The sequence below is a fragment of the Bradyrhizobium sp. CCBAU 53351 genome, assembly GCF_015291745.1.
Taxonomy (GTDB): Bacteria; Pseudomonadota; Alphaproteobacteria; order Rhizobiales; family Xanthobacteraceae; genus Bradyrhizobium.
Genome location: NZ_CP030059.1, coordinates 908,436 through 920,639 on the forward strand (window position 1 = coordinate 908,436; position 12,204 = coordinate 920,639).

Here is a 12,204-nt window from a genome sequence, read left to right on the forward strand (position 1 = left end):
CCGCTCGCATCACCGATCGTCCAGCACGTCGCCGAACCCGACCCAGCTCTTGCCGTTGAAGCGGCGGAGCTGCAGCTGCTGGAACGGCAGATAGTCGTCAGGGCCTGTCGTGACGGACATGCCCGGCAGCAGCAGCGGCAGCTTGACGTCCTTCAGCGACGCGGCCTGGCGCATGATGTTGTCGCGGCTGAAATCATCCTTGCAGGCCTTGAGGACCGTCATCAGCAGCGTCGCGTAATGGTAGCCGGCCGCGTAGTTGGAATTGGAGAGATCTGCGGTCGGCATGTATTGCTTCATGAAGGCGAAATACTCCTTCACGCCGGGATCGCTGGCCCATTGCGGGTCCATCGTGTCCTTCTGGTTGCTCGACGAGATCAGGCCCACCGCGTTGTCGAGCCCGGCCGGCTCGAGGAACGAGATCGACGAGGCTGATGTCGGCACGAAGAACAGCTCGGGCTTCCAGCCGATCTCGGCGACGCCCTTGATCATCTGCGAGGTGAACTTGCCGAGCACGACGCCGAACAGCACGTCGGCGCCCGATGCCTTCAACGTCGAAAGCTGCGAGCTGATCGTCGGCGCGCTGGTCTCGTAGGTCTGCTCCGCGACGATCATGCTCGCGGCCTTGTCGCCGAGCGCGCGCTTGAAGCCGGCGACATAGTCGCGGCCGAAATCATCGTTCTGGGACAGGATGGCGATCTTGGCGCCCGGCCTGGTCCGCAGCACGTGCTTGGCATAGACCACGCCCTCGGATTCGTAGGCGGCCATGCCGGGCATGGTCCATTGATATTTCTGCGGATCGGCCCATTTGGTCGCGCCGGACAGCACGAAGAGCTGCGGCACCTTCTTGCCGTTGAGGTAGCGCTGCACGGCGCTGTTGGTGGCGGTGCCGAGCGAGCCGAACATCATCAGCACCTCGTCCTGCTCCACAAGCTTGCGGGTCTGCTCGACCGTCTTCGGCGGCGAATAGGCATCGTCCAGCGTGATGAACTTGACCTTGCGGCCGTTGATGCCGCCCTCGGCATTCACCTTCTCGAAGAACGCCTCCTGCGTCCGTCCGATCGCGCCGAAGCCGGAGGCCGGGCCGCTATAGGGCAGGGTCTGCCCGATCCGGATCTCATCGCTGCCTTCGGCATGGGCCTTGCCGGCGGCGAGCGTCAGCAACGACAGGCCGATCAGTGCGGCTGCCAGCTTCATGGTGTCCTCCCGTTTTTCGTTCTGTCAGTCCGAACCATCAGGCGCTGGCGCGCATCAGGAAATCCTGTCTTGCCTGGTCGAATTCGCCCTTCATCCGGTCCACGAGCTCGGCGACCGGCGGCGCGTCCACGATCTGGCCGATGCCCTGGCCTGATCCCCAGATGTCGCGCCACGCCTTTGATTTCATGTTGCCGCCGGAGCCGAAATTCATCCTCGACTTGTCGGCGGCCGGAAGATTGTCCGGATCGAGTCCCGCGGCGGCGATCGAAGGGCCGAGATAATTGCCGTGCACGCCGGTGAACAGGTTGGTGTAGACGATGTCATGCGCGGCGTGCTGCGTCAGCGCGGATTTGTAGGCCTCGTCGGCATTGGCTTCCTTCGTCGCGATGAAGCGCGTGCCCATATAGGCGAGGTCGGCGCCCAGCGTCAGCGCCGAGGCGATGCCGAAACCGTCGCTGATCGCGCCCGACAGCAGGATGGCGCCGCCGAACCATTGCTTGACCTCGCGCACCAGCGCGAAGGGCGACAGCGTGCCGGCGTGCCCGCCGGCGCCGGCGCAGACCAGGATCAGGCCGTCGACGCCCTGCTCGGCGGCTTTGCGCGCATGCTTGACGTTGATGACGTCGTGGAACACGAGGCCGCCATAGGAATGCGCGGCCTCGACGATCTCCGCGGGCGGCCGCAGCGAGGTGATGATGATGGGCGCCTTGTGCTTCACACAGGTCTCCATGTCCTTCATCAGCCGGTCGTTGGAGGCATGGCAGATCTGGTTGACGGCGTAGGGTGCGACCTTCTTGCCGGGATTGCGCGATTTGTATTCGCCGAGTTCGTCCTCGATGCGGCTCAGCCACTCGTCGAGCTTCTCGACCGGACGGGCATTGAGCGCGGGAAACGAGCCGACGATTCCGGCCTTGCATTGCGCGATCACCAGCTCCGGGCCGGACACGATGAAGAGGGGTGAGCCGACGACGGGCAGCTCGAGATTGTTCTTGAGCAGGGCGGGCAGTGCCATCCGATCCTCCTGACGGCGCGCGTCGGCGGCCTGTCGGCCGATGGTCGAGCGCTTCCATGTCGATTGTCGCGCCGGCGGGTGTCCGCTAGCGCCTTTGGCCTCACTATAGGGTTGCACGGCAGCCGGGGGACCGTTCAATATTGAACATATGTCTATCCAAGTTTGAACGGGAGTGCCTGTGGATTGGGATCTCTGCAAGACCTTCGTCGCGGTCGCCGATACCGGCAGTTTCACCGCGGCGGCGCGGCGGCTGCACGTCAGCCATCCGACCGTGAGCCGCAAGATCATGGCGCTGGAAGCGCAGCTCGGCACCAAGCTGCTGGCGCGCGCCGCCGAGGGGCTCGTGCTCACCGCCGACGGCCGCACTCTGCGCGAGCATGCGGAGGCGATGGCCGCTGCCGCGCTGCGGGCCGAGGCGGCCGTTGGCGCCGGCGGCCGCAAGGCGCGCGGCACCGTCAAGCTGTCGATCGGCGCGACGCTGGCCTCGCACTGGCTGATGCCGCGGCTGCGATCCTTCCTCGGCGCGCATGATCACATCCGGCTCGAGATCATCACGCATCCATTTCCGGCCAGCGTGCGGCGCCGCGAAGCCGACGTGGTGCTGCGTCCGGTCGACAGCGGCGAGGAAAATCTGGTCGGCCGCAAGATCGGCCGTCTCGGCACCGGTTTTTATGCCTCGCGTGACTATGCGGCGGGCCGGTCCCTGCCGGAGCGCAGCGGCGAGTGGAAGGGGCACAGCGTCATCGGCTTTGCCGATCAAGACTCCAACGCGCAGCTGGCGCGCTGGAGCGATGCGATCACGCGGCAGGGCACGATGGTGATGCGCTGCTCGTCGCAGGGCGACATGCTGGCGGCGGTGCGCGCGGGAATCGGGATCTCCGCGTTGTCGTGCTTCGTCGCGGAGAGCTATCCGGACCTCGTGCGTGTCGCGCCGCAGAAGCTCGCCAGCGTCGCCGATCTCTGGCTGCTCGCTCACCCTGATCTGGTCGAACTGTCCGCGGTGCGGGCCGTGGTCGATTTCGTGGCCGAATGCGCCCGCGCCGATCGCGAGCGGCTGCGCGGCTAGTTCGATCCTGCCAGCACGCCCTCGCGCTTCTTCACCGCACGGTAATAGCTCCACCACAAATGCGCCGCCGCGCCGCGCAGGGGACGCCAGGGCTCGGCGAGCGGCGCCATCTGCTTCTCAGTAGGCCGCGCCTTCAGGCCGAGACCGATTTTGATGGCTTCCTGCACGGCGAGGTCGCCGGCCGGCCAGGCATCGCCATGGCCGAGGCAGAACAGCAGATAGACGTCCGCGGTCCAGGGGCCGATGCCGGGCAGCGCGATCAGCGTGTGATGGGCGGCATCGGCGTCTTCCTCGGCCAGCACGTCGAGGTTCAGCCGCTGCGCGCGGATCTCGCGCGCCAGGTGCTTCAGCGTCTTGATCTTGGCGGCCGAGAGCCCGAGCCGCCCCAGCCGGTCGGTGCGGGCGCGCCCCACCGCCTCATGGTCGAACGGGTCGAAGGCCGCCGACAGCCGTCCCCAGATCGCCGCGGCGCTCGCGGTCGACAGCTGCTGCCCGCAGACGATGTGGGCAAGCCCCGCAAAGCCCGGCTCGCGCCGCCGCAGCGCCGGCATGCCCGCGATTTCGAGCACCGGTTTCAGGCGCGGATCGCGCTTGATCAGCGCTTGGACGGCCTCTTCGAGATCGGATTGGGTTTCGAGGTGGATGGTCATGTGTTTGGCAGGCTCTCTCCGACGTCATGCGCGGGCTTGACCACGCATCTATTATCCTACTCCGTCATTCCGGGGCGATGCGACGGGATCGCGCGAAGCGCGACCCGGACATCGAACCCGGAATCTCGAGATTTCGGGTTCGGTCCTTTCGGGCCGCCCCGGAATGACAGCCGTGGCGGCCACGCCCGGCCATGACGAGATCTATCAGATGGTGCCACCCGTTTTCCGTTTTGCCCCCAGCCCCAACGGCTTCCTGCATCTCGGCCACGCCTACTCCGCGCTGCTGAATTTCGATCGCGCACGCGAGAGCGGCGGGCGGCTGCTGTTGCGGATCGAGGACATCGACGGCACGCGCTGCCGGCCGGAATTCGAGGCGGCGATCGACGAGGATCTTGCCTGGCTCGGGATTGAGTGGGAGACGCCGGTGCGGCGGCAGTCGGAGCATCTCGCCGATTATCGCGCCGCGCTGGACGAGCTGTCGGCGCTTGGTCTCGTCTATCCCGCCTTCGAAAGCCGCGCCGAGATCGCGAAGCTCGTTGCCGCGCGCGAGGCGGATGGCCCGTGGCCGCGTGATCCCGACGGCGCGCCGCTTTATCCTGGTGATGCCAAATCGCTCTCGGCTCCCGAGCGCGATCGTCTCATCGCATCGGGCATGCCCTACGCGCTGCGGCTCGACATGGCGGCCGCCTGTCAGCGGATCGCCGGCCTGACCTGGAACGAATTCGGCGAGAAGCCCGACGGCGCGCGCGTCCCGGCGCGACCGGAGGCCTGGGGCGACGTGATCCTGGCCCGCAAGGAGACGCCCACCAGCTACCATCTGTCCGTGGTCGTCGACGACGCGCTGCAGGGCGTCAGCGAGATCGTTCGCGGCCAGGATTTGTTTCACGCGACTTCCGTCCATCGCCTGCTCCAGGCCCTGCTCGGCCTGGGCGAACCCGCCTACCGCCATCACCGGCTGATTTGCGACGGTGACGGGCGGAAGCTGTCGAAATCGAGCGGCTCGACCGGCCTGCGCGCCTTGCGCGCGGCCGGTATCACGCCTGCCGGTGTCCGCCAGCTGGTGGGATTAGGTTAAGTTTCTCTGGGGGTTAGCGAAACGTCGCCGTGACTCCGGGTGTTTCGCCGTGCCATGCTCGGTAAACAACCCGGGCCCGAAAGGGAGACTTCGAAGGGAATTCATGGCGGCGAAGAAGCGCCCAGCGCGCACCACGCGGACGTCCAGCCGACCGCCTCGGAAACGGTCCGGGGCGACTGCACAGGTGCGCAAGCGCAGCACGAAGGTGGTTGCGCCTGACGTGGTCCAGGCGGCGCTCGCCGCCTTTGCCCATGAGGTCCGCACCCCCCTGACCGGCATTCTGGCGATCAGTGACCTGCTCGCGACCTCCGATCTCGGTGAACGGGAGCGGCGCTGGGCCGACACCATCAAGGCCGGGGCCGAGCATCTGGCGAGCCTTGCCACGCTGTTCGTGGATGCCGCCAGGAGCGGCAAGGGGGCCGGCAGGGGCAGCGCGCTGCGGCAGGACCTGTTCGATCTGCGCACGCTCGCCCGCAGCGCCGGCGATTCGCTTGCGGGGCGCGCCGCAGCCAAGGGGCTCCAGGCCGAGGTGAAGATCTCCGACAAGCTCCCCGGCCTCGTGGTCGGCGATCCCGTCCGCCTGCGCGCGGCGCTCGAGAACCTGATCGACAATGCCGTGAAATTCACGGACCAGGGCGGCGTGGCGCTGGCGGTCGAGCCGTGGCGTCCTGCCAAAGGCAAGGCCAAAACCAAACGCAGGGTCGGCGTTGCTTTCGCGGTGTCCGACAGCGGCATCGGCCTCACCATGGCCGAGATCAAGCGGCTGTTCCGCCCGTTCACGCAGGCCAACGTCACCATTGCCTCGCGCTTCGGCGGCGCCGGTCTCGGCCTGTCCTCGGTCAAGCAATTGGCGCGGGCGATGGGCGGCGACATTAGCGTCGCACCACGACGCGGCGGCGGCGCCACCTTCACCCTGACGGTGTCACTGGATGCCACGGGACCGGGCAAATCCAGCAAGACAAAGGGCGGGGCCGGGGTCGATACGGTCGCCGCGCTGCGCGTCCTCAGCGTCGAGGACAACCCGTTCGGCCGTGTCGTGCTCAACACGATTCTGACCGAGCTCGGCCATCATGCCGAGTTCATCGGGCGTGGCGAGGACGCCGTCGGCCGGCTTGCGCAAGGCGCGTTCGATGCGGTGCTGATGGACATGGTGCTGCCGGGCATCGACGGCGTCGAGGCCATCCGGCGGATCCGTACCATGGACGCGCCGTTGGCTCAGATCCCGATCATCGGGGTGTCCGGTCGCGGCGAGGACGAGGCAGCCTCGCGTGAGGCCGGCGCCGACGCCTTCCTGGTCAAGCCTGTGTCTCCGCGGGCGCTAGCGACTGCGCTGCTTGAAGCGACACGCCGTGAGGAAGCCGCGACTTGATGATCGCGGCGTTGAGTTCGCCGCCGTAAACGAAGATCGCGGCGATGAAGTACAGGAACACCAGCGCGATGATGACCGAGGCGAGCCCCGCATACATCGTCACGTAATTGTTGGCGAAGCGCGCCAGATATTGGCCGAACACGATGCCTGATATCAGCGACGCCACGATGGTGAAGATGATGCCGGGCAGGATCTGGACAAATCTCCGCCGTCCCGCCGGCAGCCACACGTGGAGGATGATCAGCGCCACCACCAGCGCACCGATGGTGATGCCGTAGCGCAGCCAGGTGAGGATGCTCTCGTTGGACTCGACGAACAGCGGGATATGGCGCCGCGCCGCTTCGATCAGGAGCGGGCCGAGCACGATCAGGAACGCCATGGCGAGCGCGGTGAAAGCCGCAATCAGCGTGTAGAGGATGGATTCCAGCCGCAGCCAGTACCAGCGCCGCATCTCCACCACCGCATAGGCGCGGTTGAGCGCGACCCGGAGCGCCTCGACGCCGTTGGAGGCGAAATAGACCGACAGCGCCGCGCCGATGGTCAGAATGCCGGTGCGGGTCGTAGTCAAGACGTCATGGACCTCGCCCGAGATCGAATCGGCGACCTGCTTGGGCCAGATCTGCAGCATCAGGCTGGCAGCCTGGTCGGCGAGTTCCTTGGAGCCGAAGAAGCCGGCGAGCGAGGTCAGCACGATCAGGAACGGGAATAGCGCCATCAGTGTCGACAGGGCGATGTGGCTTGCGATCGCCCAGCCGTCATCGGCGAGGAACGTGTAGAACGCATCCTCCAGAACGCAGTAGATGTAGCGGACGGCTTTCACGTGGCACCTACGCCGCTGCTCTCTCCCCCTGGACGCAGGGAGAGGCGAGAAGGGCAGGCAATCGGCACAAATCGGAAATCATCACGCTACCATCTGACATTATTGGCCCAAAAGCCAGTTCGCGAAACGCCCCGCTGTCATTCCGGGACGCGCGTAGAAGGGCGCCGGCGGCTGCCGCTGCACCATGGCGGACCGGCGCACATGGTGTTATCACCCCCGAATGGCATCTATCCTGAGTACTTTTATCCTGCCGATCGCGGTCGGTGCCGTGGCGTTGGTGCTGCTGCTCGGTCTCGTCAACATGATGCGTGGCGGCTCGCCCGACACCTCGCAGAAGCTGATGCGCTGGCGCGTGCTGCTTCAGTTCGTGGCGATCGTCATCGCGATGGCCGCGGTCTGGGCCATGGGGCGCTAGGGCATGATCCGGAAAAGTGTGAAGCGGTTTTCCGACAGGATCATGCCTCAACTCAAGAGGACCCCATGGTCACGTTGAACCGCATCTACACCAAGACCGGTGACGACGGCACGACGGCGCTTGGAACCGGCGAGCGGCGTCCGAAATACGATCTGCGCGTCGAGGCCTATGGCACTGTCGACGAGACCAACGCCGCGATCGGAATCGTCAGGCTCCATGCCGGCGGCATGGCCGAGCTCGACGCGATGCTCGGCCGCATCCAGAACGATCTGTTCGATCTCGGTGCTGATCTCGCGGTGCCCGAGCGCGAAGGCAAGGCGGAACGGCTGCGGGTGGTAGCGAGCCAGGTCGAGCGGCTCGAGCGCGACATCGACGCGCTCAACGACGAGCTTGCCCCGCTGACCTCCTTCGTGCTTCCCGGCGGCACGCCGGCCGCGGCCCATCTCCATGTGGCGCGCACGATATGCCGCAGGGCGGAACGGGTGATCGTGGAACTGGCGGCCCGGCCCGGCGAGCCGGTCAGCGCGGCTGGCATCCAATATATGAACCGCCTGTCTGACTTCCTGTTCGTGGCCAGCCGAGCCGCCAACGGTAACGGCTCCGGCGACGTGCTCTGGGTTCCGGGCCAGAACCGCTGACCCATCGAGACCGCTGCATTTCAGAAGGCCAAAATTAGGCCCGTTCGCGCGTTGACCGGGGCAGATCAGGCCTTTAGGTTCCGCGCCAGTTGATAACCCCCCTCCCAAATTGAGTGAAAGAGGATCGATGAAGGTCTTAGTGCCGGTAAAGCGGGTGGTCGATTACAACGTCAAGGTCCGCGTCAAGGGCGATGGATCGGGCGTTGAACTCGCCAACGTCAAGATGTCGATGAACCCGTTCGACGAAATCGCGGTCGAGGAAGCGCTGCGTCTGAAGGAAGCCGGCAAGGCGACCGAGGTCGTGGTGGTCTCCATTGGACCGGCGCAGGCGTCGGAGACAATCCGCACTGGTCTTGCCATGGGCGCCGACCGCGGCATCCTGGTGAAGGCGGAAGGCGCAGTCGAGCCGCTCGCGGTCGCCAAGATCCTGAAGAAGGTCGCCGAAGAAGAGCAGCCGGGCCTCATCATCCTCGGCAAGCAGGCGATCGACGATGACAGCAATCAGACCGGCCAGATGCTGGCCGCGCTGCTCGGCTGGTCGCAGGCGACGTTCGCTTCGAAGCTCGAGGTCGAAGGTTCTGACTTCAAGGTCACCCGCGAAGTCGACGGCGGTCTGCAGACCGTGAAGCTGAAGGGACCGGCGATCGTCACCACCGATCTCCGTCTCAACGAGCCGCGCTACGCCTCGCTGCCGAACATCATGAAGGCGAAGAAGAAGCCGATCGCGGAGAAGGCCGTCGCTGACTACGGCGTCGACGTCGCCGCGCGCCTCGAGGTTCTCAAGACGACTGAACCGGCGGGCCGCAAGGCTGGCGTCAAGGTCAAGGACGTCGCCGAGCTGGTGTCGAAACTCAAGAACGAAGCCGGGGTGCTCTGATGACGACGCTTCTGATTGCCGAACACGACAACGCGTCGCTCAAGGATGCGACCAACAAGGCCCTGACCGCGGCCGCCGCGCTCGGCGCGGATGTCGAAGTCCTGGTCGCCGGCCAGAACGCCAAGGCCGCGGCCGATGCCGCGACCAAGCTCGCCGGCGTGAAGAAGGTGCTGCTCGTCGATGGCGACCTCTACGCGCACGATCTGGCCGAGCCGCTGGCCGCGCTGATCGTCTCGCTGGCATCCGGCTATGACGCGATCGTCGCGCCCGCGACCTCGCGCTTCAAGAACGTGATGCCGCGTGTCGCCGCCCTGCTCGACGTCATGCAGGTCTCGGAGATCATCAAGGTGGTCGCCCCCGACACCTATGAGCGTCCGATCTATGCCGGCAACGCCATCCAGACCGTGAAGTCGAAGGACGCCAAGAAGGTCATCACGGTGCGGACCTCGACCTTCGCCGCTGCGGGCGAGGGTGGCAGCGCGCCGCTCGAGACCGTTCAGGGTGCGGCCGATCCGGGCCTGTCGACCTTCGTCGGCGAGGAAGTTGCCAAGAGCGACCGTCCCGAGCTGACCTCGGCCAAGATCATCGTCTCCGGGGGCCGCGCCATGCAAAGCCGTGAGAATTTTGCCAAGTACATCGAGCCGCTCGCCGACAAGCTTGGGGCCGGTGTCGGTGCCTCGCGTGCGGCGGTCGATGCCGGCTATGCGCCGAACGACTGGCAGGTCGGCCAGACCGGCAAGGTCGTGGCGCCCGAGCTCTATGTCGCCGTCGGCATTTCCGGCGCCATTCAGCATCTGGCCGGCATGAAGGACTCCAAGGTGATCGTCGCGATCAACAAGGACGAGGACGCGCCGATCTTCCAGGTTGCCGATTACGGCCTGGTCGCCGACCTCTATCAGGCGGTTCCGGAGCTGACGACCGAACTCGGCAAGCTCGGCAAGTAAAAGACGTCGTAAACACCGGCCGGAGGTATAAACTCCGGCCGGTGTTTCATTTCTGAAGCGTTTTCTTTGGCGGGGGGCACGCCGGGGAAGCGATCCAATCTAGGTTTCGAGCCCGGGTTCTGATTAAATCAGCTCCTGATCAAATCAGACCTCCCGGCTCGGGGGATAGACAGGCGCGATCTGCGCGCCGTTCCGGTGGATGACATTATGGCGGCAGTGATCAAGAAGGTCGGCGTGATCGGCGCGGGGCAGATGGGCAATGGCATCGCGCATGTCGCGGCGCTCGCCGGCTTCGACGTGGTGCTCAACGACATCTCGGCGGACCGCCTCAAATCGGGCATGGCCACCATCAACGGCAATCTGGCGCGCCAGGTCTCCAAGAAGGCCGTCTCCGAGGACGACAAGGCCAAGGCGATGGCGCGCATCACGCCCGCCGAAAAGCTTGACGACCTCGCCGATTGCGATCTCGTGATCGAGACCGCGGTCGAGAAGGAAGAGGTCAAGCGCAAGATCTTCCATGAGCTCTGCGCGGTGTTGAAGCCGGAGGCCATCGTCGCCTCCGATACCTCCTCGATCTCGATCACACGGCTTGCGGCCGCCACCGACCGGCCTGAGCGCTTCATCGGCATTCACTTCATGAATCCGGTGCCGCTGATGGAGCTGGTGGAGCTGATCCGCGGCATCGCCACCGATGATTCGACCTTCGAGGCGTCCAAGGAATTCGTCTCCAAGCTCGGCAAGCAGGTCGCGGTCTCCGAGGATTTCCCGGCCTTCATCGTCAACCGCATTCTGCTGCCGATGATCAACGAGGCGATCTACACGCTGTACGAAGGCGTCGGCAACGTCGAGGCGATTGACGCGGCGATGAAGCTCGGCGCGCACCATCCGATGGGCCCGCTCGAGCTTGCCGATTTCATCGGCCTCGATACCTGCCTCTCCATCATGCAGGTGCTGCACGAGGGCCTCGCCGATTCCAAGTACCGCCCGTGCCCGCTGCTGGTGAAATACGTCGAGGCCGGCTGGCTCGGCCGCAAGACCCAGCGTGGCTTCTACGACTACCGCGGCGCCAAGCCGGTTCCGACGCGTTAAGCGTGGTCTCGTGCCCCCCGACGCGGCGCAGCGCGTCAGCGATGCGCTGGAGGGCTGGAATACGGCCACTTCACAAGCCTCTGTGACATTTCATGTCGCGTTAACCTCTCGCGCCTAGGTTACGGCGAGTACGAGGGTTCGCGTAATGGACATGATGGCAATGGTCAGCACCATGCTGGCCGCTCAGCAAGGTGCGCTGCAGTCGAATATTGCGGCGACGCTCAGCAAGCAGAACGCGGATATGGAGAAATCCACCGTCCTGACGCTGCTCGGTGCCGGTCAGCCCTCGCTCGCCAATGTCGGCCCTGGCGTCGGCGGCAATCTCAACGTCACCGCCTGACTTTCTAAAGCGCCGCCGCGGCCTTGCCGGTTGCCGCGCGGATCAGCTTGAGCGCGTCCTCGCTCGCCCATTCCGCCGGCCCCGCGATCGTCGCGATCTCGCAGCCCTGCGGGTCGACCAGCACCGAGGTCGGCATGCCCAGGGCCCGGCCTATTGCCTTAAGATCCTGAAAAACCTTGGCTTTCTGGTCGCTGAAATAGCTCAGCTTTGAAAGATTGGCCTCTTTCAGGAAGTTTTTCGGCTTTTCGGGGTCGCGGGTGTCGATATTGATCGCCACCACCTCGAAATTCGGGCCCGACAACTTGCCCTGCAGCTCGTCCAGCGCCGGCATTTCCTTCCGGCACGGCACGCACCAGGTGGCCCAGAGATTCACCAGCAGCGTCTTGCCACGGAAATCCGACAGCTTCTTCGGCTTGCCATCGGCATCCTCGAAGGCGAGGTCCGGCAGCTTCAGGGGGGCGCTCGCCATGGTCAGCGCCGCCAGCTCGCCATGGGCGAGGGGAGCGATCTTTTGCGCCGTCGCGACCGCCGGCTTGCAGGTCGGATCGCCCGAGGGCGCCCGGCTCAGGCCCAGCCCGTACAGCGCGGCGAAGCCGGCCAGGCCCCCGACCGCCACGGTGGCGATCACGAGGGGGACCCGGCGCGTGGCGGAGGGCTTCTTGTCGAGCATATCGTTTGTCATCCGGTCGCAGATATGGCTATCAGAGGCCTCTTA

At 65.6% G+C, this 12,204-nt stretch carries 14 protein-coding genes; 9 read left to right on the forward strand and 5 right to left on the reverse strand.

The window, feature by feature from the left end; all coding sequences use genetic code 11:
- Positions 1 to 9: 9 nt before the first annotated feature.
- Complete coding sequence (locus XH83_RS04325) at positions 10 to 1,194, reverse strand: ABC transporter substrate-binding protein (protein WP_194405839.1); 1,185 nt, start codon at positions 1,192 to 1,194, stop codon at positions 10 to 12.
- Positions 1,195 to 1,231: 37 nt separating this feature from the next.
- On the reverse strand, positions 1,232 to 2,206 hold the full coding sequence (locus tag XH83_RS04330) for a nitronate monooxygenase family protein (RefSeq protein ID WP_194405840.1): 975 nt from the start codon (positions 2,204 to 2,206) through the stop codon (positions 1,232 to 1,234).
- A gap of 178 nt (positions 2,207 to 2,384) precedes the next feature.
- On the opposite strand from XH83_RS04330, the gene XH83_RS04335 reads away from it, so the two are divergent.
- The gene (locus XH83_RS04335; RefSeq protein ID WP_194405841.1) at positions 2,385 to 3,272 is read left to right on the forward strand and encodes a LysR family transcriptional regulator; all 888 of its coding nucleotides are present in this window, start codon (positions 2,385 to 2,387) and stop codon (positions 3,270 to 3,272) included.
- Here the strand turns inward: XH83_RS04335 and XH83_RS04340 are convergent.
- Complete coding sequence (locus XH83_RS04340; protein ID WP_194405842.1) at positions 3,269 to 3,922, reverse strand: DNA-3-methyladenine glycosylase; 654 nt, start codon at positions 3,920 to 3,922, stop codon at positions 3,269 to 3,271. The two genes, XH83_RS04335 and XH83_RS04340, sit on opposite strands and share 4 nt — an antisense overlap.
- Before the next feature lie 208 nt (positions 3,923 to 4,130).
- Between XH83_RS04340 and gluQRS the strand changes: the two genes are divergently transcribed.
- Both gluQRS and XH83_RS04350 read left to right on the forward strand, forming a co-directional pair.
- Positions 4,131 to 4,997 (forward strand): tRNA glutamyl-Q(34) synthetase GluQRS, encoded by an 867-nt coding sequence (gene gluQRS, locus XH83_RS04345; protein ID WP_194408165.1) that lies wholly within the window; start codon positions 4,131 to 4,133, stop codon positions 4,995 to 4,997.
- Positions 4,998 to 5,100: 103 nt separating this feature from the next.
- Complete coding sequence (locus XH83_RS04350) at positions 5,101 to 6,366, forward strand: ATP-binding protein (RefSeq protein WP_194405843.1); 1,266 nt, start codon at positions 5,101 to 5,103, stop codon at positions 6,364 to 6,366.
- Here the strand turns inward: XH83_RS04350 and XH83_RS04355 are convergent.
- Positions 6,293 to 7,186, reverse strand: coding sequence for a YihY/virulence factor BrkB family protein (locus XH83_RS04355; RefSeq protein WP_194405844.1), 894 nt, complete (start codon positions 7,184 to 7,186; stop codon positions 6,293 to 6,295). The genes XH83_RS04350 and XH83_RS04355 overlap by 74 nt on opposite strands.
- Before the next feature lie 220 nt (positions 7,187 to 7,406).
- Here XH83_RS04355 and XH83_RS04360 point away from each other — a divergent pair, with 220 nt between their 5' ends.
- From XH83_RS04360 to XH83_RS04385, 6 genes are all read left to right on the forward strand, one after another.
- Positions 7,407 to 7,601 carry a twin transmembrane helix small protein gene (locus XH83_RS04360; protein WP_183246976.1) on the forward strand — a complete coding sequence of 65 codons (195 nt, stop codon included), beginning with the start codon at positions 7,407 to 7,409 and terminating at the stop codon, positions 7,599 to 7,601.
- 65 nt (positions 7,602 to 7,666) lie between these two features.
- The gene (locus XH83_RS04365) at positions 7,667 to 8,239 is read left to right on the forward strand and encodes a cob(I)yrinic acid a,c-diamide adenosyltransferase (protein WP_194405845.1); all 573 of its coding nucleotides are present in this window, start codon (positions 7,667 to 7,669) and stop codon (positions 8,237 to 8,239) included.
- A 127-nt stretch (positions 8,240 to 8,366) separates the two neighbouring features.
- On the forward strand, positions 8,367 to 9,116 hold the full coding sequence (locus XH83_RS04370; RefSeq protein WP_194405846.1) for an electron transfer flavoprotein subunit beta/FixA family protein: 750 nt from the start codon (positions 8,367 to 8,369) through the stop codon (positions 9,114 to 9,116).
- A complete protein-coding gene (locus XH83_RS04375) occupies positions 9,116 to 10,060 on the forward strand; it encodes an electron transfer flavoprotein subunit alpha/FixB family protein (protein WP_194405847.1) in 945 nt (314 codons plus the stop codon). The genes XH83_RS04370 and XH83_RS04375 overlap by 1 nt, the downstream gene beginning before the upstream one ends.
- A 207-nt stretch (positions 10,061 to 10,267) precedes the next feature.
- Positions 10,268 to 11,149 (forward strand): 3-hydroxybutyryl-CoA dehydrogenase, encoded by an 882-nt coding sequence (locus XH83_RS04380; RefSeq protein ID WP_194405848.1) that lies wholly within the window; start codon positions 10,268 to 10,270, stop codon positions 11,147 to 11,149.
- A 145-nt stretch (positions 11,150 to 11,294) separates the two neighbouring features.
- Positions 11,295 to 11,489, forward strand: a complete 195-nt coding sequence (locus XH83_RS04385; protein WP_142250949.1) for a hypothetical protein — start codon at positions 11,295 to 11,297, stop codon at positions 11,487 to 11,489.
- Between the two features lie 4 nt (positions 11,490 to 11,493).
- Here XH83_RS04385 and XH83_RS04390 read toward each other — a convergent pair whose 3' ends face one another.
- On the reverse strand, positions 11,494 to 12,159 hold the full coding sequence (locus tag XH83_RS04390; protein ID WP_194405849.1) for a TlpA disulfide reductase family protein: 666 nt from the start codon (positions 12,157 to 12,159) through the stop codon (positions 11,494 to 11,496).
- Positions 12,160 to 12,204: the final 45 nt, after the last annotated feature.